The 22281-nt window shown below is 70.1% G+C and carries 22 protein-coding genes; 5 read left to right on the top strand and 17 right to left on the bottom strand.

The genetic code is table 11. The features are described 5' to 3' along the window. Window positions 1-48 precede the first annotated feature (48 nt). From ASG52_RS17980 to ASG52_RS17970, 3 genes are all read left to right on the top strand, one after another. The gene (locus ASG52_RS17980) at window positions 49-1296 is read left to right on the top strand and encodes an aminopeptidase (RefSeq protein ID WP_056246270.1); all 1248 of its coding nucleotides are present in this window, start codon (window positions 49-51) and stop codon (window positions 1294-1296) included. A gap of 98 nt (window positions 1297-1394) precedes the next feature. Continuing rightward, window positions 1395-2408 (top strand): CDP-glycerol glycerophosphotransferase family protein, encoded by a 1014-nt coding sequence (locus ASG52_RS17975; RefSeq protein ID WP_162250012.1) that lies wholly within the window; start codon window positions 1395-1397, stop codon window positions 2406-2408. Further along, entirely contained in the window at window positions 2405-2824 is a 420-nt protein-coding gene (locus ASG52_RS17970) for an FAD synthase family protein (RefSeq protein ID WP_056246264.1), read from the top strand. Before ASG52_RS17975 ends, ASG52_RS17970 begins: the two co-directional genes overlap by 4 nt. A gap of 4 nt (window positions 2825-2828) precedes the next feature. Here the strand turns inward: ASG52_RS17970 and ASG52_RS17965 are convergent, their stop codons facing one another. The 4 genes from ASG52_RS17965 to ASG52_RS17950 all read right to left on the bottom strand — a co-directional run bounded on the left by ASG52_RS17965 (window position 2829) and on the right by ASG52_RS17950 (window position 7033). Next, window positions 2829-3560 carry a DUF1223 domain-containing protein gene (locus ASG52_RS17965; RefSeq protein WP_056246260.1) on the bottom strand — a complete coding sequence of 244 codons (732 nt, stop codon included), beginning with the start codon at window positions 3558-3560 and terminating at the stop codon, window positions 2829-2831. Further along, window positions 3560-4588 carry a lipid A biosynthesis lauroyl acyltransferase gene (locus tag ASG52_RS17960; RefSeq protein WP_056246257.1) on the bottom strand — a complete coding sequence of 343 codons (1029 nt, stop codon included), beginning with the start codon at window positions 4586-4588 and terminating at the stop codon, window positions 3560-3562. The genes ASG52_RS17965 and ASG52_RS17960 overlap by 1 nt, the downstream gene beginning before the upstream one ends. Before the next feature lie 356 nt (window positions 4589-4944). Then, window positions 4945-5673, bottom strand: coding sequence for an acetoacetyl-CoA reductase (gene phbB / locus ASG52_RS17955; RefSeq protein ID WP_056246255.1), 729 nt, complete (start codon window positions 5671-5673; stop codon window positions 4945-4947). A gap of 175 nt (window positions 5674-5848) precedes the next feature. Further along, window positions 5849-7033, bottom strand: a complete 1185-nt coding sequence (locus ASG52_RS17950; RefSeq protein WP_056246252.1) for an acetyl-CoA C-acetyltransferase — start codon at window positions 7031-7033, stop codon at window positions 5849-5851. Window positions 7034-7359: 326 nt separating this feature from the next. Here ASG52_RS17950 and phaR point away from each other — a divergent pair, with 326 nt between their 5' ends. Continuing rightward, window positions 7360-7956 carry a polyhydroxyalkanoate synthesis repressor PhaR gene (gene phaR / locus ASG52_RS17945; protein WP_056246243.1) on the top strand — a complete coding sequence of 199 codons (597 nt, stop codon included), beginning with the start codon at window positions 7360-7362 and terminating at the stop codon, window positions 7954-7956. A 259-nt stretch (window positions 7957-8215) separates the two neighbouring features. Here the strand turns inward: phaR and ASG52_RS17940 are convergent, their stop codons facing one another. From ASG52_RS17940 to ASG52_RS17900, 9 genes are all read right to left on the bottom strand, one after another. Continuing rightward, complete coding sequence (locus ASG52_RS17940; protein ID WP_056246240.1) at window positions 8216-9592, bottom strand: FAD/NAD(P)-binding protein; 1377 nt, start codon at window positions 9590-9592, stop codon at window positions 8216-8218. A gap of 35 nt (window positions 9593-9627) precedes the next feature. Beyond that, complete coding sequence (locus ASG52_RS17935; RefSeq protein ID WP_056246235.1) at window positions 9628-10575, bottom strand: aliphatic sulfonate ABC transporter substrate-binding protein; 948 nt, start codon at window positions 10573-10575, stop codon at window positions 9628-9630. 196 nt (window positions 10576-10771) lie between these two features. Beyond that, the gene (locus ASG52_RS17930) at window positions 10772-11758 is read right to left on the bottom strand and encodes a sulfonate ABC transporter substrate-binding protein (RefSeq protein ID WP_056246233.1); all 987 of its coding nucleotides are present in this window, start codon (window positions 11756-11758) and stop codon (window positions 10772-10774) included. An 11-nt stretch (window positions 11759-11769) separates the two neighbouring features. Continuing rightward, window positions 11770-12957 (bottom strand): FMNH2-dependent alkanesulfonate monooxygenase, encoded by a 1188-nt coding sequence (ssuD, locus tag ASG52_RS17925; protein ID WP_056246230.1) that lies wholly within the window; start codon window positions 12955-12957, stop codon window positions 11770-11772. 28 nt (window positions 12958-12985) lie between these two features. Beyond that, window positions 12986-13744, bottom strand: coding sequence for an ATP-binding cassette domain-containing protein (locus tag ASG52_RS17920; protein ID WP_056246589.1), 759 nt, complete (start codon window positions 13742-13744; stop codon window positions 12986-12988). 122 nt (window positions 13745-13866) lie between these two features. Then, window positions 13867-14715 (bottom strand): aliphatic sulfonate ABC transporter permease SsuC, encoded by an 849-nt coding sequence (ssuC, locus tag ASG52_RS17915; RefSeq protein ID WP_056246227.1) that lies wholly within the window; start codon window positions 14713-14715, stop codon window positions 13867-13869. A gap of 8 nt (window positions 14716-14723) precedes the next feature. Next, complete coding sequence (locus ASG52_RS17910) at window positions 14724-15677, bottom strand: aliphatic sulfonate ABC transporter substrate-binding protein (RefSeq protein ID WP_056246225.1); 954 nt, start codon at window positions 15675-15677, stop codon at window positions 14724-14726. Window positions 15678-15685: 8 nt separating this feature from the next. After that, on the bottom strand, window positions 15686-16252 hold the full coding sequence (gene msuE, locus ASG52_RS17905) for an FMN reductase (RefSeq protein WP_056246222.1): 567 nt from the start codon (window positions 16250-16252) through the stop codon (window positions 15686-15688). Window positions 16253-16705: 453 nt separating this feature from the next. Further along, entirely contained in the window at window positions 16706-18328 is a 1623-nt protein-coding gene (locus ASG52_RS17900; protein WP_056246219.1) for an ABC-F family ATP-binding cassette domain-containing protein, read from the bottom strand. Between the two features lie 193 nt (window positions 18329-18521). Between ASG52_RS17900 and ASG52_RS17895 the strand changes: the two genes are divergently transcribed. After that, entirely contained in the window at window positions 18522-19700 is a 1179-nt protein-coding gene (locus tag ASG52_RS17895; protein ID WP_056246216.1) for an MFS transporter, read from the top strand. Between the two features lie 55 nt (window positions 19701-19755). Here ASG52_RS17895 and ASG52_RS17890 read toward each other — a convergent pair whose 3' ends face one another. The 4 genes from ASG52_RS17890 to ASG52_RS17875 all read right to left on the bottom strand — a co-directional run bounded on the left by ASG52_RS17890 (window position 19756) and on the right by ASG52_RS17875 (window position 22263). Then, entirely contained in the window at window positions 19756-20454 is a 699-nt protein-coding gene (locus ASG52_RS17890) for a hypothetical protein (protein WP_056246213.1), read from the bottom strand. A gap of 208 nt (window positions 20455-20662) precedes the next feature. After that, window positions 20663-21463, bottom strand: a complete 801-nt coding sequence (tatC, locus tag ASG52_RS17885) for a twin-arginine translocase subunit TatC (protein ID WP_056246211.1) — start codon at window positions 21461-21463, stop codon at window positions 20663-20665. Next, window positions 21460-21885, bottom strand: a complete 426-nt coding sequence (tatB, locus tag ASG52_RS17880; protein WP_056246209.1) for a Sec-independent protein translocase protein TatB — start codon at window positions 21883-21885, stop codon at window positions 21460-21462. The genes tatC and tatB overlap by 4 nt, the downstream gene beginning before the upstream one ends. Window positions 21886-21987: 102 nt before the next feature. Further along, window positions 21988-22263 carry a twin-arginine translocase TatA/TatE family subunit gene (locus ASG52_RS17875; protein WP_056246206.1) on the bottom strand — a complete coding sequence of 92 codons (276 nt, stop codon included), beginning with the start codon at window positions 22261-22263 and terminating at the stop codon, window positions 21988-21990. Window positions 22264-22281 lie beyond the last annotated feature (18 nt).

Genomic DNA, 22281 nt, shown 5'->3' with positions numbered 1-22281 from the left:
TTGAGAGGGCCGGCGCGCATCGGGACGACCCGCAAGGAAGGCTCCACGATGACCGCCACCCCTCTCCCCGCCTTCCCTGAGCGCCTCGACAGGCTGGCCGAGGTCGCGGTTCGGGTCGGCCTCGGGCTGAAGCCCGGCCAGGAACTGGTGATGACGGCGCCCCTCGATGCGGTGCCGCTCGCCCGCGCCATCACCGAGCACGCCTACCGGGCCGGCGCCTCGCTGGTCACCACCTTCTACGCCGACGACGCCGCGACGCTCGCGCGCTTCGCCCACGCCTCCGACGAGGCGTTCGACCACGCCGCGGGCTGGCTCTATTCGGGCATGGCCGACGCCTACCGCAGCGGCGCCGCGCGGCTCGCCATCTCCGGCGACAACCCCTCGCTGCTCGCCGGCCAGGACCCCGCCAAGGTCGCCCGCGCCAACCGGGCGCGCTCCCGCGCCTACGTGCCGGCGCTGGAACTGATTGCGGGTTTCTCCACCAATTGGACCATCGTCTCGGCGGCGACCAAGCCCTGGGCCCGCACCGTCTTCCCCGACCTGCCCGAGGACGAGGCGCTGGCGCGTCTCTGGGACGCGGTGTTCGCCGCCTCGCGCATCGACGGGCCGGACCCGGTCTCGGCTTGGGAGTCGCACAACGCGGATCTCCGCGCCCGCACCGAGCGGCTCAATGCTTCGCGCTTCTCCGCGCTCCGCTTCACCGGCCCCGGCACCAACCTGACGGTGGGGCTCGCCGACGACCACGAATGGTGCGGCGGCGCGACGACCGCCAAGAACGGCATCGTCTGCAACGCCAACATCCCGACCGAGGAGGTCTTCACCACCCCGCACAAGGACCGGGTGGAGGGGATCGTCACCAGCACCAAGCCCCTGTCCTATCAGGGCACCCTGATCGACGGCATCCGCGTGCGCTTCGCGGAAGGGCGCATCGTCGAGGCCACCGCCCGCACCGGCGCCGACGTGCTCGCCAAGGTGCTGGAGACCGACGAGGGCGCCGCACGCCTCGGCGAGGTCGCCCTGGTGCCGGCGTCTTCCGCGATCTCTGCCTCGGGACTCTTGTTCTACAACACCCTCTACGACGAGAACGCCGCCAGCCACATCGCGCTGGGACAGGCCTATTCCAAATGCTTTCGCAACGGCGGCGAGGGCCTGAGCGAGGCCGAGCTGTCCGAGCGCGGCGCCAACCGCAGCCTGATCCACATCGACTGGATGATCGGTTCGGCCGACATCGACGTCGACGGCCTCACCTCCGACGGTGAAGCCGTGCCGGTGATGCGCAAGGGCGAGTGGGTCTGACGCGATCGCCCTTTCGCGCGGCGGTGCCTTTCGCGTAGGAACGGCCCCCTTCCCCGCAGCGCCGCGAGTTCATGACGTCCGACCGGTCCTTTGTTCTGGTGATCCATCAATACCGATGGCACGCCCCGATCCTCGACCCGCTCGCCGACCGCCTCGGTGCCGACAACGCGGTGGTCCGCCTCACCATGGCGGCGTTCGAGGCCGCCTGGGACGACGGCTCCTGGCAGAAAGAACGCGTCCCGGACCTCGTCGTCGTGGCCGATGCCGGCACCGCGGTGCATCTGCGCGCACGCCTCCCCGACGCCCTGATCCTGCATGTCGGCCACGGCCTCATCAGCAAGAACGTGCCGGGCCAGACCTACGGCGCGGCCGATTACGTCTGCGTCGCCAGCGAGGCGGCGGCCGCGCGCCTCACCGCGCGGGGCCACGTGCCGCGCCGCGGCTTCCTCCCGACCGGGCTGATCCAGGCCGATCCGCTGTTTGCCGGCGCGTCCGGTCGCGACGGCGTCCGGGTTCCGGGCTGCACGGCCAGCCTCGTCTACGCGCCGACCTGGAACCCCTCGCTCTCCTCCGCGCCGATGCTCGGCGACGCGCTTGTGCCGCTGATGCGCGGCACTGAGGACGAGGTCGGCATCGTCATCAAGCCCCATCCCCACATCGCGGTGGCGGCGCCCGAGTGGATCGACACGTGGCGCGACTGCGCCAGGGACCATCCCAACGTGATCGTGCATCCGCCCGAGGCCGACCTGATCCCGGCCCTGCTCGGGGCCGACCTGCTGGTCTCCGACGCTTCCTCGGCGATCTTCCACTTTCTCGCCCTCAACCGCCCGATCGTGCTGATCGACAATCCCGAGCGGTTCGCGACGCCCGATTGCTACGACCCCGACGGCATCGAGTGGCGCTGGCGCGACATCGGGACCCAAGTCGAGTTCGCCGGCGAACTGGCGACCGCGGTCCTGACGGCGCTCGCCGACCCGGAGCGCGACGAGCCGGCGCGGCTGGAGCGGCGCGCCGACCTGTTCGGCGAGCGCGCCGACGGCCATGCCCTCGACCGGGTGGGGGCTGCCGCCGAGCGGATCTTGCGCGAGACGCGCCAGGGGAACGGACGATGACGACTTCGGTCTACGCCAAGGTCGTGGTCGACATCTTTCATCCCGGCCATGTCCGTTTCTTCGCCGCCGCACGGGCCTTGGGCGATCGGCTCACGGTCTGCGTCGTGCCCGATGCCAGGGTGGCGGCCTACAAGGGGCGCCCGCCGCTGCTGACCCTGGAGGAGCGCGCCGAGATGGTCGCGGCCTGCCGCCATGTCGATGCGGTGGTGATCGACGGCCCCAAGGTGATCGACCGTGCCTTCCTGGCGCGGTTCGGCCACGACCTCTACGCCTATGGCGGGGCGGATGCCGCCGAACTCGCGGTGAAGCGCGCCGATTGCGCCGACCTGCCCGAGACGATGCGGGCCGAGATTCCCTACACGCCGGGCATCTCCTCGACGCTGCTGCGCCGCCGGCTCGCCGAGCAGACGGGGTGAAGCCTTACAAGCCCGGCCCCTTGGCCGCCCCGAGAATCCGCCCGGGCCGGTTCGTTCCGGTAGCCTGCAGCAGCACGGCGTAGCCGTCGGCGCCGTTGATCAGGGCCGCGGCGCGGGACAGCTCGAACCGGGCCGCGGCGCCGGTCCAGGTGCCGACCCAGTGGAAGCCGCGCACGACGTTGGCATAGACGGCGACGCGGCCCTCGTTGGCGCCGCGGCCGATCACCACCGGGCGGCTGCGGGCGACCGGCACCAGCCAGATCTCCGCCGGGCGCGCGGCGGCGTCGGCCTCGATGTCGATGACGATGCGCTCGTTGCGCTCGCACACCTTCACCTGCACCGGCAGCGGCCCGGATTCGGCGACGAGGCGGGAGAGCCGGCCCCGGTCGGAGCCGGGGATCAGCTCGCGGCCGCTCACCACCGCCTGCGGCGTGGCGAGTTGATGATAGCGGTTCTGGACCGCGTAGGCGCGCTGGCGCTCGTCGAAGGCGTGTTCGGCCAGCGTGTCCTTCCAGCCGAGATAGTCCCAGTAGGTCACCGGCACGGTGAGCGCGAGCAGGCCCGGCTCGCGGCTGAACTCGCCGGCCAAGCGGTCGGCGGTGAGGCAGGCGGAGCAGCCCTGGCTCGTGAACATCTCGACCACCGCCCGCACCGGCGGCGCGGGCTCGGGGTGGGCGAGCGCAGAACGGACGGGGAGCGCGAGCAGCGTCAGCAGGACTGCCCGCGCGCGCCGCATCAGCGGCTCCGCGCGCCGTCGAGGGCGGGCTCGGTGGCGTTGGCCGCCGGGCTCGGAGCCGCGACGGGGTTCGGTGCCACTGTAACTGTCGTGGCCCCTTTCGGCAGCATCGACGGACGCCAGCGGCGGTGCATCCACAGCCACTGGCCTGGGTTCTCGCGCACCCATCCTTCGATCACCGCGGTCATCGCCTGCATCGCGCCCTGCACGTCGATCAGCCCGTCCGGGCCGCGGGGCAGGTCGAGGGCCGGGGTCAGTTCGAGCAGGAAGCGCCCGCCGGGCTTGCGCACCACCCGCGCGCCGTGGACCGGGCAATCGTGATGGCGGGCGAGCTTGCCGAGCAGCGGGTTGACCAGCGCCGGCCGGTCGAAGAAGCGCACCACCACGCCGCGGGTGAAGTGCTGGTCGATGAGCTGGCCGAGATGCCCGCCCCGCTCCACTGCGCCCTGCATGGCGAAGACCGCACCGGGGCCGGAGGCGGCCAAGCCGCCCATGGTCTTGCGGCGCACCTCCTGCACCAGTTGCGCGGCGGCCGGGTTGTTCGGCGGGCGAAACACCGCCGTCGTCTCCAGCCCGAATTTTTCCGCGCAGATCGCCGGCAACTCCCAGTTGGCGAGATGCGCGGAGAAGATGAGCCCCGGCTTGCCGTCGTCGCGAATCGCCTCGAAATGCTCGGCCCCGCGCACCTCCATGCGCTGGCTCGCCGGGTCGGCGGGATTGTGGTCGAAGATCGTGTCGAGATGGGCGTATTCGGCACCGGTGCGGCCGAGATTGTCCCAGGCCTCCCCGGCGATCGCCTGCAGTTGCGCCTCGTCTCTGTCCGGATAGGCGGCGCGAAGATTGTCCATCGCGGTTCGGTGCGAGGGCAGGCGCGGCCCGAGGGTGCGGGCGAGCCGGCCGCCGAGGTCGCTCGCTCGGTCGGTGCCCAGCGCGCGGGCGAACCAGAACAGGATGCGGATCAGCGGAACGGTCGCGAAGCCCGCCAGGCGCGGCAGGTTGCGCCGGAGGATCAGCGCGAGACGCAGCACGGGCGGGTCATCGAGGCGAGAGCATGGTCGAGCGGATACCAGCGGTTATGGTTCAGCGGTACCAGTAGCACGCGCGCCGCACGAGCGAATGCGACATTTTCCATATCGTATCCAGAGAGTTTGCCGGGTCGGGGCCGTCCGGATTTCCGAATCCTCCCGGCCGATCAGGTGACTAGAATGCGCGAGAGCCGCCGGCCCGTCTCCGGGCCGGCGGCTCTCGCTCGCGGGATCGTGTCTTCATCACGTCGTACGGAGAAGGCCCGTTGGTCCGGTTCCGTACGCCCGGCGGGTGCCTGCCGCCCCGCCGTCGCGGGGGCCATCGGCGATGAAGCATCGCCGATGGAGAAGTCGGTCGATCAGACGAAGTGCTGACCGCCGTTGATGGTGATGGTCGAGCCGTTGACGAAGCCGGCCTCGTCCGCCGCCAGGTACTCGACCGCGTGGGCGATCTCGTCGGCCTCGCCGAGGCGGCCCGTGGGGATCGTCGCAATGATCTTGTTGCGGATGTCCTCCGGCACGGCCATCACCATCTCGGTGGCGATGTAGCCCGGCGCGATCACGTTCACGGTGATGCCCTTGGAGGCGCTCTCCTGCGCCAGCGCCTTGGCGAAGCCGATCACGCCGGCCTTTGCGGCGGAGTAGTTGGTCTGGCCGGCCTGACCCTTCTGGCCGTTGATCGACGAGATTATGATGACGCGACCGAAGCCGCGCGAGCGCATGCCCTCGATCAGCGGACGGGTGCAGGTGAACATCGAGTCGAGGTTGGTCTTGATGACCGCCTGCCACTTCTCGAAGGTCATCTTGTGGAAGGCGCCGTCGCGGGTGATGCCGGCGTTGTTGACGAGGATGTCGATCGGGCCGACCTCGGCCTCGATCGCCTTGATGCCGGCCTCGCAGCTCGCCAGATCGCCGACGTCGAACTTGAACACCGGGATGCCGGTCTCGGCCTTGAAGGCGTTGGCGGCCTCGTCGTTGCCGCCGTAATTGGCGGCGACCTTGTAGCCCTTTTCCTTCAGGCGCTTGGAGATGGCGGCGCCGATGCCGCGCGTTCCGCCCGTGACGAGGGCGACGCGTTCCTGAGCCATGGTTTCCTCCGTGTGTTGGGCCGTGTTCTGATCGAAGTTTTGATCTGACCGTGGCGGTGCTTCTAACCCGGCCCTACCGGGAGCGGCACGCCATTTAAATTTCCGCTGCGGTCAAAGCGGATTTGCGCAAATTTTCTTTGGCGTGGGAGGGCTGTGAAGCCCTCCCGGAGCCGATTCAGACGCGCTCGACGCACATGGCGACGCCCATGCCGCCGCCGATGCAGAGGGTGGCGAGACCCTTCTTGCCGTCGCGGCGCTTCAGCTCGTGCAGCAGGGTGATGAGGACGCGGGCGCCCGAGGCACCGATCGGGTGGCCGATGGCGATGGCGCCGCCGTTGACGTTCACCTTCTCGTCGTCCCAGCCCATGTCCTTGTTGACCGCGAGCGCCTGAGCCGCGAAGGCCTCGTTGGCCTCGATCAGGTCGAGGTCGGACGGCTTCCAGCCGGCCTTCTCGAGAGCCTTGCGCGAGGCCGGGATCGGGCCGGTGCCCATCACCTTCGGATCGACGCCCGCGGTCGCCCACGAGACGATCCGGGCGAGCGGCTTGATCCCGCGCTTCTCGGCCTCGGAGGCCGACATCAGCACGAGCGCCGCGGCACCGTCGTTGAGGCCCGAGGCGTTGGCGGCGGTGACCGTGCCGTCCTTGGCGAAGGCGGGCTTGAGCTTGGCCATCGCCTCGACGGTGGCGCCGTCGCGGATGTACTCGTCGGTGTCGACGATGGTGTCGCCCTTGCGGCCCTTCACCGTGACCGGGACGATCTCCTCCTTGAAGCGGCCTTCCTTGCGGGCGGCCTCGGCCTTGTTCTGCGAGCGGACCGCGAACTGATCCTGCTGCTCGCGGGTGAGCTGGAAGGCCTGGGCCACATTCTCGGCGGTCTGGCCCATGTGGTAGCCGTTGAAGGCGTCCCACAGGCCGTCCTTGATCATGGTGTCGACGAGCTTGAGGTCGCCCATCTTCTGGCCGCCGCGCAGGTACTGCGCGTGGGGGGAGAGCGACATCGATTCCTGGCCGCCCGCGACGATGACGGTGGCGTCGCCGTTGGCGATCTGCTGCATGCCGACCGCGACGGTGCGTAGGCCTGAGCCGCACACTTGGTTGAGGCCCCAGGCGGTCGCCTTCTCGGGGATGCCCGCTGCGATGGCGGCCTGACGGGCCGGGTTCTGGCCGGCGGCGGCAGTGAGCACCTGGCCGAAGATCACCTCGTCCACGTCGTCGGGCGAGACGCCGGCGCGCTCCAGGGCGGCCTTGATCGCCACCGCGCCGAGTTCGTGGGCCGGCACGCTGCCGAAGGCGCCCGCGAACGAACCGACCGGCGTGCGCGCCGCCCCGACAATGACGATCTCTTCGCTGGCTGCCATCGTGCGTTCTCCTCGTTCCGGCGGCGCGATCATGAGGACGGGAAGCGTCCGGCGCGCGGCCTGCCGTGTCACCGGATGAAGAGCGCGAGACCCCCGAAGTCAAGCCGGCGCGCGGACAACCCTGGCTGATCGTCGCGCAGAAGTGGGTGGAGCGTGGCCGGAAACTGCGGGACAAGAGATAAATTGCTGTTTTCGCCGCCCGGCGAGTGCCTTAAGGTCGGTATCGGACGAACCAAAAGCCTGCCCGCGCGCGGGCGGCCGACAATCTCGAAGCGGAGCGGTGAGCTTTGCGCGGACTCATGAGCGAAGCGGGAGGCGTCTCAGCGATGGCCGAGAGCGGCAGGGCGCACCAGACCGTCATCAAGAAATACGCCAACCGGCGGCTCTACCACACCGGCACCTCGACCTACGTCACCCTCGAAGATCTCGCCACGATGGTGCAGAACGGCGAGGACTTCCTCGTCTACGACGCGCGCTCGGGCGACGACATCACCCGCTCGGTGCTGACGCAGATCATCTTCGAGCAGGAGAACAAGGCCGGCGACGACAACCTGTTGCCGGTGGCGTTCCTGCGCCAGCTGATTCGCTTCTACGGCGACAGCATGCGGACCATGGTGCCGAGCTTCCTCGAATTCTCCATGGCGAACTTCGCCAAGGATCAGGACGGCCTGCGCGAGAAGCTGGCCCAGAGCTTCGGCCCCTCCGCCTTCCAGCAGGCGGTGCAGGAGCAGGTGCGGGCCAACATGACCTTCTTCGGCGACGCCATGAAGATGTTCACCGGCGGCTTCGGCCCCCCCGCTCCGCCGGCCCCGACCCCGCCGGCTTCGCCCCCCGCGCCGGTGTCGAGCGGCGGCGATCTCGACGAGTTGAAGAAGCAGATGGCCGAGATGCAGGCGCGGTTGGATTCGCTGGCGCGGAAGTAATTTCTCGGACTCACACTCGGCCCCCGCGCATCCCCTCTCCCCGCCGTGCGGGGAGAGGGTCGCGACGACCTCGTCGTCGGCGCGACAAGGCCGCAGCCGAGGCGTGCGGGGGCGATTCCGAATGAGCCTCTTCCGTCGAGTCCCCCTCACCTTCGCCTGACGGCTCGCTTCATGCCCCGGCAAGGGGGCATGAAGCCCTCTCCCCGCGTGCGGGGCGAGGGGATGCGGCTTCGCCCGAACGTCCGATCGGAAACGGTTTTTACGCCGCCACCGCCCGCTCCAGATCCGTCGCGATCACGCTGGCCAGCTCCGCCGCCTCGTTGCGGATGTCGGGCACCGCCGTGCATTCCCACAGCACCCCGCGCAGGAGCGGGCCGAGGAGCCAGAGCGGGCGGCCGGGCTGCGTGCCGCGCGCCCGGTAGTCGGGGCCGGCGTCGAGGCCGAGGCCGAAGGGTTCGGGGCGCACGAGGCCGCGCTCCATCAGGCGGCGCAGCAGCGGGTCGCGGCTCTGGGTCAGATGGCCGAAGCCGGTGGCGTCGATCATCGCCTGCACGCCGAGACGCTCGGGCGAAGCGGCCCCGCGCAGGCGCAGGGTCACCACGGCCTGCGCCGACTCGTCCGCCACGTCGAGCAGGCGCCCGGCCCGCACCGTCAGGGCGCCGCGGGCGATCTCGTCGCGGATCGTCTCGGCCGCGGGCGGGGCGGTGCGGTGGCGATGCACGTCCCAGAACGGGCGCAGATGGCGCAGGAAGCGGCGGCGCTCCGGCGGCGGCAGGCTGCGCCAGATCGTATCGGTGAGCGGGCGCAGGGCGTCGATGACTCCGTGCCACCCGATTTCATGGGCGTTTGCCCGCGCCACCTCCGCCCGGATGCGGGCGAGGAGCCGCGGCAGCGAGGCGAACTCGGCCGAGGTGAGGTTCGGTGTCGGCCAGAGGGCGGCCGGGGCATGGGCGTTCGGCAGCAGGCCGCGCCGGGAGAGCGCCAGGATCGCGCCCTCGAAACCGTGGGCGCGCAGGCTCGCCACCGCGTCGAGCATGGTGAGCCCGGTGCCGAGGATCAGCACGGGGGCGTGCGGATGCAGGCGGCCGAAATGCTCGGCGTCCCACGGATCGAGGCTGTGGCGGCTGCGGGCGGGCGCGGCCGCGAGGTTGCCCATGGCGAGCACGGCGCCTGCCACCGCATGGCTCTGGCCGCCCTCGGTGTGGAGACGGAAGTTTTGGCCGCGCGGTTCGAGATCGGTCACGGCGTCGGGCAGGAGCCGCAGGCGGCCCGCTTCCCGGCCAGTGACGGTTTGGGCCAGCAGTTCGGTGAGGTAGCGCCCGTAGAGGCCGCGCGCCGCGAAGGTACCGGCCGATGTCGCGCGGATGCTCTCGGCCTCCTCCTGCCCGAGACGGCCGAGCCAGTCCTCGAAATGCCCCGGCCGGTCCGGGAAGGCGCTCATGTTCGAGGTGCGCAGATTGAGCAGATGCGCCGGGTTGCCGGTGCCGTAGGCGAGCCCCCGCCCGAAGCTGCCGGCGCGCTCGCACAGCAGCACCGGCCGCTCCGGTGGCAGGACGGAGAGCAGTTGCAGCGCGGCCATCGTGCCGCTGAACCCGGCGCCGATCACGGCGACGGGCGGCAGGCTTGCCCGGGTCATGTCCAAAGAATCCTTCCGCGATTCTCTTTTTCCGTTCAGCGGGTCGGCGGGGCCCAGACCGGGAGCGCCGCGGCATCGACGGCCCGCGGCAGCAGCCCCTCGGCCCGGAAGGCGTCGGCGATGGTCTGCTGCTCGGACAGCCCGTCGCGGGTCACCGGCTCGACGCGGTAGGTGCGGCGCGCGTTGGCCTTGAGGACCACCGGCGCGTCGATCTTCCACAGGGCGGCGAGCCGCTCGGCGGCGGCCTCCGGGTTGGCCTTCACCCAGGCGCCGGTCTCCTTGAGCTTGCCGAACAGCAGGGCCAGCACGTCGGCGCGTTTCGCGGCGTAGTCGTCGGAGGCGAGATAGTAGCGCTTGTAGTCCGACAGGCCGGTGCCGTCCTTCAGGACGCGGGCGCCGGCCTGGACCTCGGCCGCCGACAGGAACGGATCCCAGGCCACCCAGGCCTCGACGCTGCCGCCGGCGAGCGCGCTGCGCCCGTCGGCGGGCGTCAGGTAGGCCGGAACGATGCTCTTGAACGGCAGCCCCTCGGCCTTGAGCGCGGCGAGCAGTAGGTAATGGCTGCCCGCGCCCTTGGTGACCGCGACCTTGCGGCCCTTGAGGTCCGCCACCGATTTCAGCGGGGAATCGCCCGGCACCAGGATCGCCTGCGCGGTCGGCGAGGCGGCTTCCTGCGCGAAGTAGGTGATCCTGGCGTTCGCCCCCTGCGCGAAGACCGGCACGGTGTCGGCGACATCGGCCGACACGTCGATGCGCCCGACGTTCAGCGCCTCCATGATCGGCAGACCGCTGGTGAATTCGTGCCAGGAGACCTCGACGTTGAGGGGCTTGAGTGCGGTTTCCAGGGCGCGGTCCTCGCGCAGCAGCGCGATCAGGGTGGAGGAGCGCTGGTAGCCGATGCGCAGGGTGGACGGGTCTTGCGCCGCAACTGGCGCGAGGCCGGCGGTGAGGAGCGCGAGGGCGGCGAGGAGGGAGCGGATCACGGAGGGCTACCGGTCAGGGTGACGCGAGGGTCGGGTTTTTGGCTCGTCCCACCCAATCCCCTCATCCTGAGGTGCTGCGCAGCAGCCTCGAAGGAGGGCTCCAGGGATCGCGCGGCGGGCTGGAGCCCTCCTTCGAGGCCTCCGCTCCGCTTCGGCACCTCAGGATGAGGGGGTTGGGTGGGATGAAGGAGAAGCGTTAGCTTCCCGGCTTGCGCACGGCGCCGGCGATGTCGATCGCCTTCGGGACCAGGCCGAGCCCGTGGAAGGTGTCGGCGATGCGCTGCTGCTCGGTGGTCACCGCGGCGTCGAGGGGGCGGATGCCATAGGTCTGGCGCTTGAGCGCGGCGGCGAGAATCGGCGCCGGGATGCCGACCGACGGCGACAGTTCCTTCGCCGCCGCGTCGGTGTTGTCCTTGGCCCAGGCATCGACCTCGGCCACCGCCGCCACGACCGCGTCGAGCTCCGCGCCGTTCCTGGCGGAAAACTCGCGCGACGACAGGTAGAACTGGTGGTTCGGCACGAGGCCGGTGCCGTCGGCGAGCACGCGGGCGTTGCCGCCGGCCTCGGCGGCGGCGAAGAACGGGTCCCAGATCACCCAGGCTTCGACCGCGCCGCGCTCGAACGCGGCTCGGCCGTCGGCAGGCGCGAGGTAGACCGGGGTGATGTCGGCGAGCGAGAGCCCGGCGGATTCGAGCGCCCGCACCAGCAGGTAATGAACGTTCGAGCCCTTGTTGAGCGCGACCTTCTTCCCCCGCAGGTCGGCGACCGACTGGATCGGGCTCGCCTTGGGCACGAGGATTGCCTCGCCCTTGGGCGCGGCCGGCTCGTGCGCCACGTAGGTGAGCGCATCGGAGGCCGCCTGGGCGAAGATCGGCGGGGTCTCGCCCGCCGAGCCGAAATCGATCGCGCCCGCGTTGAGCGCTTCCAGAAGCGGCGGGCCGGAGGGGAACTCCGACCACTGCACCCGGTAGCCGAGCGCCTTGAGCTTCGGCTCGAGGTTGCCGCGGCCCTTCAGCAGCACCAGCGTGCCGTATTTCTGGTAGCCGATCCGCACCACGCGCTCGTCCGCGTGGGCGGCGAGCGTCAGGCTCGCGAAGATCAGGGCGGCGAGCGCGAGCCAGAGGCGCGGCAGGAGGGTCGGCGCCAAGGGGGCTCGGGAGAGCGCGCGGGAGCGGGCGGGCATGTCGCGCCTCCTCAATGCGCGCCGACGCGGCGGGTCGGGACGATGTCGTTGGCGATGACCTCGCCGAACGGGCCGTTGTTGCGAGCCGTGCTCGGCGCCCGGCCGGTGGTGGCGCGCAAGGGGAGCTTGGGGAAGACCAGCTCGGCGAAGCGGTAGGCTTCTTCCAGGTGCGGGTAGCCCGAGAGGATGAAGCGGTCGATGCCGAGATCGATGTATTCCTTCATCCGGTCGGCCACCTGATCGGCCGAGCCGACGAGCGCCGTGCCCGCGCCGCCGCGCACGAGGCCGACGCCGGCCCAGAGGTTGGGCGAGACCACGAGCTTGTTCCGGTCGCCGCCGTGCAGCGCCATCATCCGCTTCTGGCCTTCCGAATCCTGCCGCTTCAGGGTGGCCTGCGCCTGGGCGATGGTGGTGTCGTCGAGCCGCGAGATCAGCTTTTCGGCCTCGGCCCACGCCTCGGACTCGGTCTCGCGCACGATGACGTGCAGGCGGATGCCGTAGGAGAATTTCTTGCCCTTCTTCTCGGCGGCCTCGCGGGCGCGGGCCAGCTTCTCGGCGACGCCGGCCGGGGGCTCGCCCCAGGTGAGGTAGACCTCGCAATGCTCGGCCGCGACCTCGATGCCGGCGGGCGAGGAGCCGCCGAAATAGAGCGGCGGATAGGGCGCCTGGACGGGCCGGAAGATCACCCGGCCGCCCTCGGTGCGCAGATGCTTGCCCTCGAAGTTCACCGTCTCGCCGGCCATCAGCCCGCGCCAGATGTGCAGGAACTCGTCGGTCACCTCGTAGCGCGCGTCGTGGTCGAGGAAGACGCCGTCGCCCTTCAACTCGACCGGATCGCCGCCAGTGACGACGTTGATGAGGAGACGTCCGTCCGAGATCCGGTCGAGCGTCGCGGCCATGCGGGCGGCCATGGACGGCTCCTGCAGGCCCGGCCGCACGGCGACGAGGAAGCGCAGGCGCTGGGTCAGGGGTGCGAGCGCCGAGGCGACCACCCAGGAATCCTCGCAGGATCGCCCGGTCGGCAGCAGCACGCCGAAATAGCCGAGTTCGTCCGCGGCCTGCGCGATCTGGCGGAGGTAGGGCAGCGACACGTCGCGGGCGCCCTCGGAGGCGCCGAGATAGCGGCCGTCGCCGTGGGTCGGCAGGAACCATAGGACATCGGTCTTGCCGTCGGTGGGCGGGTTGCTCGGTAGGCTCATCGGATACGCTCCAGAAAGTCTCGAAAAATCAGGCGCCGTTGCGCAGCAGCCGGTCGAGGATGCGGCCCTCCAGTTCGGCGAGCGCCGGGTCGCCGCGGCGGCGGGGGCGCGGCACGTCCACATCGACATCGAGCGCGATGGCGCCCTCCTCGATCACGAGGATGCGGTCGGCCATCGCCACCGCCTCGCCGACATCGTGGGTGACGAGGATCGCGGTGAAGCCTTGGGCCTCCCAGATGCGCTCGATCATCGCCTGCATCTCGATGCGGGTGAGCGCGTCGAGCGCGCCGAGCGGCTCGTCCAGCGCCAGCAGCGCCGGGCGGCTGACCAGCGCGCGGGCGAGGGCCACGCGCTGGCGCTGGCCGCCCGACAGGGTGGCGGGCCATTGCCCGGCTTTCTCGGACAAGCCGACCTCGCGCAGCACGTCGAGGGCGCGGGCCTTGCGGTCGGCCTTGCCGATGTCGCGCGAGAGCCCGACGGCGACGTTGTCGGCGACCCGCGCCCAGGGCAGCAGCCGCGGCTCCTGGAACATGATTCTTTTCGTTTGTTCGCTGCCGTTCAGCGCGATGCGGCCGGCGCTCGGCTCTTCCAGGCCGAGGATCAGCCGCAGCAGGGTGCTCTTGCCGCAGCCCGAGCGCCCGACCACGGCGACGAATTGGCCGGCGGGAATCGTGAGGTCGAGACCGCGGATGACGGAGGGGCCGTTCTCGAACGACTTCGAGAGGCCGCGCACGTGGATCGCGAGGCCGCGGTCGTGTGTCTCGGGGAGGCGGAGGGCGGCGGTCATTTTTTTCGATTCCGAGGTTTCGGTTTCTTCCTGCATCCCACTCTCCCCCTCATCCTGAGGTGCCGCGAAGCGGCCTCGAAGGAGGGCAATGGGTGGGATGGATGGGAGGTCGAAAAGACCCCTCACGTGTTCCGGTAGGCCGGGTTCCAGCTCAGGCAGGCGCGTTCCAGGGCGCGGGTCAGGCTGTCGGCGATCTTGCCCAGCAGCGCGTAGATCAGGATCGCCAGCACCACGACGTCGACCAGCATGAACTCGCGGGCCTGCATCGCCATGTAGCCGAGGCCGGAATTGGCCGAGATCGTCTCGGCCACGATCAGGGTCAGCCACATGATGCCGAGGGCGTAGCGCACGCCGACGAAGATCGAGGGCAGCGCACCCGGCAGCACCACGCGCCAGAACAGTTCGCGCCGGTTCATGCCGTAGACCCGGCCCATCTCGATCAGCTGCGGATCGACCGAGCGGATGCCGTGCAGCGTGTTGGCGTAGATCGGGAAGAACACGCCCAGCGCCACGAGGAAGAGCTTGGCTTCCTCGTCGATGCCGAACCACAGGATCACGAGCGGGATCAGCGACAGGTGGGGCACGTTGCGCACCATCTGCAAGCTGGTGTCGGTGAGCCGCTCGGACAGCCGCGACAGCCCGTTGGCGAGCCCGAAGAACAGGCCGATGCCGCCGCCGATCAGGAAGCCGGAGGCCGCGCGGGCGAAGCTCACCCAGAGGTTCTCGAACAGCTCGCCGGTCAGCGCGAGGCGCCAGCCCGCGGCGGCGACATCGAGGGGGGCGGGCATGAAACGGGTCGAGACCAGCCCGAGGGAGGCAGCGGCCTGCCAGCCGACGATGACGAGGGTCGGCAGCAGCCAGGGCAGCAGGCGCCCGGCCTCGAGGCGAAGACGCGGATTGGACTTCACGGGGGCGGCCTCGGCGGCGCGGGCGCGGCCGGGAAGCGAGCGGATGGCGGCGGAATTGGCCATGGTGGGGCTCATCCGTTGTTGGTGTTGCGCTGACGTCCGACGATGTCGGCGACGCGGATGGGGCGGGGAATGATGCCGAGGCCGTGGAAGCGATCGGCGATGCGCTGCTGCTCGGCGATCACGACCTCGTCCATCGGCGCGATGACGTAGCGGATGCGGTCCACCGTGCGGCGCGTGGCGGCGAGCGGCACGCCGGTGATGCGCGACAGGCTGGCGGCGACCGAGCCGCGGTTGGCCTCGCACCAGACCGCGACCTCGCCGAGTGCCGCGAGCGCGCCGTCGAGGAGGGCGGGCTGCGCGTCGGCGAAGGTCTTGTTGGCCAGGAAGAAGTTGTTGGTGGGCGTGATCTCGGGAGCCTGGGCCAGCACGCGCACCCCCTCCCCCTGTTCGGCGATGGCGAAGTAGGGATCCCACACCGTCCACGCATCGACGGTGCCGCCCGCGAACGCCGCGGCGCCGTCGGCGGGGCTCAGCAGCACGGGAGTGATGTCGCGGTAGGTCAGCCCCGCCTTTTCCAGGGCGGCCACGATGAGGTTGTGCGAGGACGAGCCCTTGGCGAAGGCGACCCGCTTGCCCTTCAGCTCCTTGAGCGAACCGATGGTCGAGCCCTTCGGCAGCAGGATCGCCGCGCCCGAGCCGCCGTTCGGCTGGGCGGCGGCATAGACGAGGTTGGCGCCCGCGGCTTGCGCGAAGATCGGCGGCGCGTCACCGGTCTGGCCGAAATCGATGGCGCCGAGATTGAGCGCTTCCAGCAACGGCGGGCCGAACGAGAACTCGACCCAGCGGACGGTCGCGCCCTGCCCCTTCAGCCGCGCCTCGATGGCGGCCTGCTCGCGGGCGACGGCGAGGATGCCGTTCTTCTGGTAGCCGATGCGGAGAACACCTGCTTCAGCGGCGCGGCTTGCCCGCGGCACCAGAGCGGTCGCAAGGCCGGCGGCGAGGAGATGGCGGCGGTGGAGCATCGTCCGCCTCAGCGCGCGGCGGCGCGGGGCAGCGCCTCGCTGGGTGCCGACGCGTCGATCAGCCGGGCGAGTTCCGCGGCGGCCTGCACGACACGGGCCTGGACCCCATCGTCGGCGACTTTGCCGTCGGCGATCTCTGTGTCGCCGGCATAGACCGAGGTCGGCGCGGTGTGGGCCGAGAAGAAGCCGAAGAGCGGGCGCAACGAGTGCTCGACCACGAGCGCGTGGCGCGGGCCGCCGCCGGTCGCGGTCAGCACCACCGGCTTGCCCACGAGCGTCTCCGGGCCGACGAAGTCGATCAGGTGCTTGAACAGGCCGGCATAGCTGCCCTTGTAGACCGGCGAGCCGACGATCAACGCGTCCGCCCCTTCGATCGCCTCGACGATGCGCGCGGCCGGCAGCGGCAGGGCCGAGCGGCTCGCAACGGCGATGCCGGTGCCGGCATCGACCAGATCGAAGACCTTGAGCTCGACCGGGCGCAGGCGGGCCACCTCGGCCGCCACCGCCTCAACGAGAGTGCGGGTGCGCGAGGGGCGGTGCGTGTTGCCCGAGAAGGCGACGATCCGGGTGGGCATGCGAGGCATCCGTCCTGCTGGCTGATCCCGCAGCGGAGGCACGCCTCTCCCGTCAGCCGGCGCGAGGGCGCGCCGTCCGGCGGGGCGAAGAAGGCCGTTCGTTGTGCGGAATGAAGGTGTGTCGTTGAGGGGAAATGTAATGAACCCAGGGGCCTAGGATCAACGGATCGATCTTGCGTTGTTGGACCGGGCCGGAAAAGAATTGCCTGCGGTCGGGAGGCCGAGGGGAAAGTTCTTCGCGGCGCCTCTGCGCGACCACACCTGTCGGGATCGACGCTTTCGTCCGCCTCGATTGCCGCGCGTTCGCTGTGAAGAACGAAGGATGGTTTCGGGTGATGCTCGACGCTTCACGACGGGCCGTCCCCTCCCCCTTGTGGGGAGGGGTTCGGGGTGGGGGTGGTTCAGAATGGATCGCCGAGCCTCGTCCTGCGCCGGGGGCGATTGGAAAGCCGCTTACCCCCGCAGCCCCGGTGCCTCCTGGCCGGTGCGCGCCACGTATTCCGTGTACCCGCCGCCGTACTGGTGCACGCCGTCGGCGGTCAGCTCCAGCACGCGGTTGGAGAGCGCGGCGAGGAAGTGGCGGTCGTGGGAGACGAACAGCATCGTCCCCTCGAACTGCGCCAGCGCGTCGATCAGCATCTCCTTGGTGCCGATGTCGAGGTGGTTGGTCGGCTCGTCGAGCACGAGGAAATTCGGCGGGTCGAACAGCATCTTGGCCATCACGAGGCGGGCCTTCTCGCCGCCCGAGAGCACCCGGCAGGGTTTTTCCACGTCGTCGCCCGAGAAGCCGAAGCAGCCCGCGAGCGCCCGCAGCGAGCCCTGGCCGGCCTGCGGGAAGGACGCTTCGAGATCGCCGAACACGGTGGCGTCGCCGTCGAGCAGGTCCATGGCGTGCTGGGCGAAATAGCCGAGCTTCACGCTGCCGCCGACCGTGACCGTGCCGGCATCGGGCGCGGCCGTCCCGGTGATGAGCTTCAGGAGCGTCGACTTGCCGGCGCCGTTGATGCCCATCACGCACCAGCGCTCGCGCCGCCGGATCGAGAAGTCGAGCCCCTCGTAGACGATGCGGCTGCCGTACTTCTTGTGGATGCCCTTGAGCATGGCCACGTCGTCGCCGGAGCGGGGCGCGGGCTGGAACTCGAACGCCACGGACTGGCGGCGCTTGGGCGGCTCGACCCGCTCGATCTTGTCGAGCTTCTTCACCCGGCTCTGCACCTGCGCGGCGTGTGACGCGCGGGCCTTGAAGCGCTCGATGAACTTGATTTCCTTCGCCAGCATCGCCTGTTGGCGCTCGAACTGCGCCTGGGCCTGCGTGTCGGCCATCGCCCGCTGCTGCTCGTAGAAGCCGTAATCGCCGGAATAGGTCGTGAGGCTGCCGCCGTCGATCTCGACGATCTTGGTGACGATGCGGTTCATGAACTCGCGGTCGTGCGAGGTCATCATCAGCGCGCCGTCGTAGTTCTTCAGGAAGGCCTCGAGCCAGATCAGGCTTTCGAGGTCGAGGTGGTTCGACGGCTCGTCGAGCAGCATCACGTCGGGGCGCATCAAGAGAATGCGGGCGAGCGCCACGCGCATCTTCCAGCCGCCGGACAGCTTGCCGACATCGCCGTCCATCATCTCCTGGCTGAAGCCCAGCCCCGCCAGCACCTCGTAGGCCCGGCCCTCCAGCGCGTAGCCGTCGAGTTCCTCGAACCGGCCCTGCACCTCGCCGTAGCGCTCGATCAGCGCCTCCATCTCGTCGGCCCGGTCCGGGTCGGCGAGGCCCGCCTCGATCTCCTTCAGCTCCGCCGCGACCACGCTGACGGGGCCGGCGCCGGCCATGGTCTCGGCGACGACGGAGCGGCCGGCCATCTCGCCGACGTCCTGGCTGAAATAGCCGATGGTTATGCCGCGGTCGGTCGAGACCTGGCCCTCATCCGGCGGCTCCTCGCCCGTCATCATCCGGAACAGGGTGGTCTTCCCGGCCCCGTTCGGGCCGACGAGCCCGGCCTTCTCGCCCTTCTGCAGCGCAGCGGAGGCCTCGATGAAGACGAGCTGCCGGCCGTTCTGCTTGCCGATCTTGTCGAGGCGTATCATGGCGTCCGCGGGTATCTTTTGGGGTGACTCGCCGCGGATTTACGGCATCGGCGCTCCCGCGGGAAGCCGCAGCCCTGCCCCGTGCGCAGCCCTGCGTCCCGCCCCCTCCCGGTCCACGGACCCGCTGAAGCGGCCATCTACCGGTCTTGCCGCAGCGCACCATCGCGCCCTCCCCCGTGTTCCAAGGAGCCCCATGCTCCCGCTTCCGATCCTCGCGCTCGCCGTCGCCTCGTTCGGCATCGGCACCACCGAGTTCGTCATCATGGGGCTGTTGCCCGAGGTGGCGCGTGATTTTTCCGTCACCATCCCCCAGGCGGGCCATCTCGTCTCCGGCTACGCCATGGGCGTGGTGATCGGCGCGCCGCTCGTCGCGATGGCGACCGCGCGGCTGCCGCGCAAGGCGGCGCTTCTCGCCCTGATGGCGGTGTTCACTCTGGGCAACCTCGCTTGCGCCCTGTCGCCGGGCTACTGGCCGCTGATGGCGGCCCGCGTCGCGACTGCGTTCGCCCACGGCGCCTTCTTCGGCATCGGTGCCATCGTGGCCCGCGACCTCGTGCCGAAGGAGAAGCGCACGCAGGCCGTGGCGCTGATGTTCGCCGGGCTGACGCTCGCCAACGTGCTCGGCGTGCCGCTCGGCACCGCGCTGGGTCAGGCGCTCGGCTGGCGTGCGACCTTCTGGGCCGTGGTCGGCATCGGCCTCGCGGCGGGCGCCGCCATCGCCTTCGCTCTGCCCAGCGGGATGCCGGGCACACGCGGTGGCCTCGCAAAAGAGTTCCGGGCGCTCGGGCGCTGGCCGGTGCTGCGGCCGATGCTGGTCTCGACCCTGTCCTCGGTGAGCTTCTTCACCGTCTTCACCTACATCGCGCCGTTCCTCACCGACGTGACCGGGCTGACGGCAGGCGGCGTCACGGGGGCTTTGTTCGCCGCGGGCGTCGGGCTCACGGTGGGCAACCTCGCGGGCGGCTGGCTCGCCGACCGCAACCTGATGGGCACCGTGCTCGGCAGCTTTTTCGGAATTGTCGTGGTGCTCCTCGTCCTCGCCTTCGTGGCTCCCCACCCGGTGCCGGCGCTGGCCGTGCTGGTGGTGTGGAGCGCACTCGCCTTCGCGCTGGTCTCGCCGCTTCAGGTCTGGGTGGTGGAGGCGGCGAGCGACGCCCCGAACCTCGCCTCGACCCTCAACCAGGGCGCGTTCAACCTCGGCAACGCGGCCGGCGCCTGGCTCGGCGGCACTGCGCTGACGCTGGGGGCGGGTTATCGCGAGTTGCCGGTGCTGGCGGCGGTGGTGTCGCTGATCGGGCTCGGCTTGGCCGCGACGGCTGTGATGCGGACCAAAGAAAAACCGTCCCTGAGCCTCGCCCAGGGACGGTCTTGACGACACCGACGGCGCCCGCCCGATGCAAGGGCGGGCGCCGATAACTTGAAAAGAATCACATCGGCGGGGTGAGGCCGTCCTTGCCGACTGCCACGAGTTTCGCCGTCAGCTTGTCGCCGTCCTTGGCCGCAACCACGAACACCTTGCCGCCCGGCGTCAGCACCGCCTTGTCGGACTTCTCGAAGGCGACGATCGGGGCTTTCGGCGGCACCACGATCGTCTTCGAGCCGTCCTTGTCGTAGGTGACGGTGAGCGTGCGCTCGCCCGCGCCGCCGCTCGCAGTGTTGCCGGTGACGGTGGCGTTGGTCATCGAGCTCTTCACCTTCGGGGCGCCGCCTGCGCTGGCACCGCCGGCCTTCACGGTGCCGTTGGTCATCGAGCTCTTCACCGCGGCGCCGCCGCCGGTCTGGTCGGGGATCGCGTCCCAGGCGTAGTGGCCCTCGGCCGTGCCGCGCATTTCTTCCGGGAACAGCACGACTTCCAGCGCGGTCGGCGGGTTGTCGCCCTTGGTGGCGGTGCCGATGAAGACGCCGTCCTTGATCTGGTCCAGGCTCGACTTCACCACCCAGGCGAAGGTCGCGCCCTCGATCTGCACATTCTGGGTACCGCCCTCGTTGGTCTTAATCGTGAGGGTGCCGCCGTCGCTCTTCTCGACCGTGCCGCGCACTCGCTGCAGTTCAGGCGCCGCGTAGGCGCTGCCGGCGAGGCTCGTCATCGCCGCGACCGCGAGCGCCGTCCACATCGTCCGTCTCATGTCGTCTCCTCCGGTTTGGATTCGGAGGAGGTTATGGGGCGGAGGTTCTCAGCATCCAGCTTGCGCACGACATAGTGACGCGCAAGCGATCTTATTTTCCGCTTACGCCGAGTGGCGGTGGCCGAGGCCACCGCACCCGTCGGAGGCCCGCCGCCCCGCATTCGCGGGGGTGATCGGCCATCGTCTCGCCGATCGGGTCGCGTTCGCCTCAGTCCTCGATCCCGTCCGCCCGACGGCGCGCGGCGCGGATCTTGTCCATGCGGGCGACCGAGAAGACGGAGGCCTCGTAGAGGAGCAGCATCGGGAGCGCGAGCGAGAGCTGCGAGATCACGTCCGGCGGGGTCAGCACGGCGGCGGCGACGAACACCAGCACGATGGCGTAGCGCCGCTTCTCCCGCAGGAAGGCGGCGTCGATCACGCCGATCTGGCCGAGCAGGGTCAGGATCACCGGCATCTGGAACGCCAGCCCGAAGGCGAAGATCAGCGTCATGATCAGCGAGAGGTATTCGTCGACCTTCGGCAACAGCTTGATCGTCGCCTCGCCCTCCTGCCCGATCTGCTGCAGCGAGACCGAGAACTGGATCAGCAGCGGCATCGCCAGGAAGTAGACGACCAGCGCGCCGAGGATGAAGAAGATCGGCGTGGCGACCAGATAGGGCAGGAACGCCCGCCGCTCGTTGCGGTAGAGGCCCGGCGCCACGAAGGCGTAGACTTGCGTCGCGATCACCGGAAACGCCAAAAAACCCGCGCCGAACACGCTGAGCTTGATGTTGGTGAAGACCTGTTCGAGGAAGTGCGTCGCGATCAGCTCGGCGTTCGGGGCGCCGACCACCGAGACGTAGGGATGGACGAGGATGTTGTAGATGTTCTTCGAGAAGAAGAAGCACCCGAAGAACATGATGATGAAGGCGATCAGCGACTTGATCAGTCGCGAGCGCAGTTCGATCAGGTGCTCCAGGAGGGGCGCCCGCGAGGCCTCGATCTCGGCCTCGTCACGCTCTTCGGTCATGGAGTCGGGCCTGTCTCGGTCTTGCTGGCCGTGGAGGGAGCAGCAGTGGCCTGCTGTTCGGCGCTCGGGCGCGGCACGTCGAAGCTGCCGGTCTCCATGGGTGGAGAGGCGGGCGCGGGAGCGGTAGGCGTGCGGCCCTCGACGGCGCTGCGGATTTCGTTGCGGATGGTGTCGACCGGGTTGAAGCCCGGCTTGGCGGCATCGACCGTGCGCTTCACGCCCTCGACGTCGCGGCGCACCTCGTCGAGCTCGGCCTCGCGGATCGCCTCGCTGAACTGGTGCTGGAACTCGCCCGCCATGCGGCGAACCTTGGTGGTCACTTGCCCCAACGTGCGCAGCGCCTTCGGCAGGTCCTTGGGTCCGATGACGATCAGGGCGACGCCGCCGATCAGCATCACCTCGCCCCAGCTCATGTCCAGCATTGCAGCGTCCGTCCCGCGGGTCCGCGCCTGATTAGGACGGTCGTGCCGTCCGCGCCATCCCGTGCGACGCCGATCTCGCGGCGTCGCGGCGCGTTACGTCCGTCAGAGCGCCTTGTGGTCGCCCGCCGGCACGTGGGTCTGCTGCGGCCCGGCATGCGTCGTGGGCTGCGGCGGCAGCGTGCGCACCGGCTCGCCGGCCGAGGGCGGCGGCACGGCGTTGTTGGCGCCCGGCGCGGTCTCGTCCTCGGCCATGCCCTTCTTGAACGCCTTGATGCCCTTGGCGACGTCGCCCATCAGCTCGGACACCTTGCCGCGGCCGAACAGCAGCATGACGACGACCGCCACGATGACCCAGTGCCAGACACTCATGCTGCCCATGGCAACCTCCTGCACCGC

Source organism: Methylobacterium sp. Leaf456 (assembly GCF_001425465.1).
In the GTDB taxonomy this organism is placed as follows: Bacteria; Pseudomonadota; Alphaproteobacteria; order Rhizobiales; family Beijerinckiaceae; genus Methylobacterium.
This window is presented reverse-complemented; position numbering and strand designations above follow the sequence as displayed.

Bases quoted from the DNA above. Each gene is read 5' to 3' on its own strand.
- ASG52_RS17920 (WP_056246589.1), bottom strand. From the start codon at position 13,744: ATGACCGCCGCCCTCCGCCTCCCCGAGACACACGACCGCGGCCTCGCG.
- ssuC (WP_056246227.1), bottom strand. From the start codon at position 14,715: ATGGCCAATTCCGCCGCCATCCGCTCGCTTCCCGGCCGCGCCCGCGCC.
- ASG52_RS17950 (WP_056246252.1), bottom strand. From the start codon at position 7,033: ATGGCAGCCAGCGAAGAGATCGTCATTGTCGGGGCGGCGCGCACGCCG.
- ASG52_RS17970 (WP_056246264.1), top strand. From the start codon at position 2,405: ATGACGACTTCGGTCTACGCCAAGGTCGTGGTCGACATCTTTCATCCC.
- ASG52_RS17980 (WP_056246270.1), top strand. From the start codon at position 49: ATGACCGCCACCCCTCTCCCCGCCTTCCCTGAGCGCCTCGACAGGCTG.
- ASG52_RS17965 (WP_056246260.1), bottom strand. From the start codon at position 3,560: ATGCGGCGCGCGCGGGCAGTCCTGCTGACGCTGCTCGCGCTCCCCGTC.
- ASG52_RS17930 (WP_056246233.1), bottom strand. From the start codon at position 11,758: ATGCCCGCCCGCTCCCGCGCGCTCTCCCGAGCCCCCTTGGCGCCGACC.
- ASG52_RS17890 (WP_056246213.1), bottom strand. From the start codon at position 20,454: ATGAGACGGACGATGTGGACGGCGCTCGCGGTCGCGGCGATGACGAGC.
- phaR (WP_056246243.1), top strand. From the start codon at position 7,360: ATGGCCGAGAGCGGCAGGGCGCACCAGACCGTCATCAAGAAATACGCC.
- ASG52_RS17875 (WP_056246206.1), bottom strand. From the start codon at position 22,263: ATGGGCAGCATGAGTGTCTGGCACTGGGTCATCGTGGCGGTCGTCGTC.
- msuE (WP_056246222.1), bottom strand. From the start codon at position 16,252: ATGCCCACCCGGATCGTCGCCTTCTCGGGCAACACGCACCGCCCCTCG.
- tatC (WP_056246211.1), bottom strand. From the start codon at position 21,463: ATGACCGAAGAGCGTGACGAGGCCGAGATCGAGGCCTCGCGGGCGCCC.
- ASG52_RS17940 (WP_056246240.1), bottom strand. From the start codon at position 9,592: ATGACCCGGGCAAGCCTGCCGCCCGTCGCCGTGATCGGCGCCGGGTTC.
- ssuD (WP_056246230.1), bottom strand. From the start codon at position 12,957: ATGAGCCTACCGAGCAACCCGCCCACCGACGGCAAGACCGATGTCCTA.
- ASG52_RS17895 (WP_056246216.1), top strand. From the start codon at position 18,522: ATGCTCCCGCTTCCGATCCTCGCGCTCGCCGTCGCCTCGTTCGGCATC.
- phbB (WP_056246255.1), bottom strand. From the start codon at position 5,673: ATGGCTCAGGAACGCGTCGCCCTCGTCACGGGCGGAACGCGCGGCATC.
- ASG52_RS17900 (WP_056246219.1), bottom strand. From the start codon at position 18,328: ATGATACGCCTCGACAAGATCGGCAAGCAGAACGGCCGGCAGCTCGTC.
- ASG52_RS17910 (WP_056246225.1), bottom strand. From the start codon at position 15,677: ATGCTCCACCGCCGCCATCTCCTCGCCGCCGGCCTTGCGACCGCTCTG.
- tatB (WP_056246209.1), bottom strand. From the start codon at position 21,885: ATGCTGGACATGAGCTGGGGCGAGGTGATGCTGATCGGCGGCGTCGCC.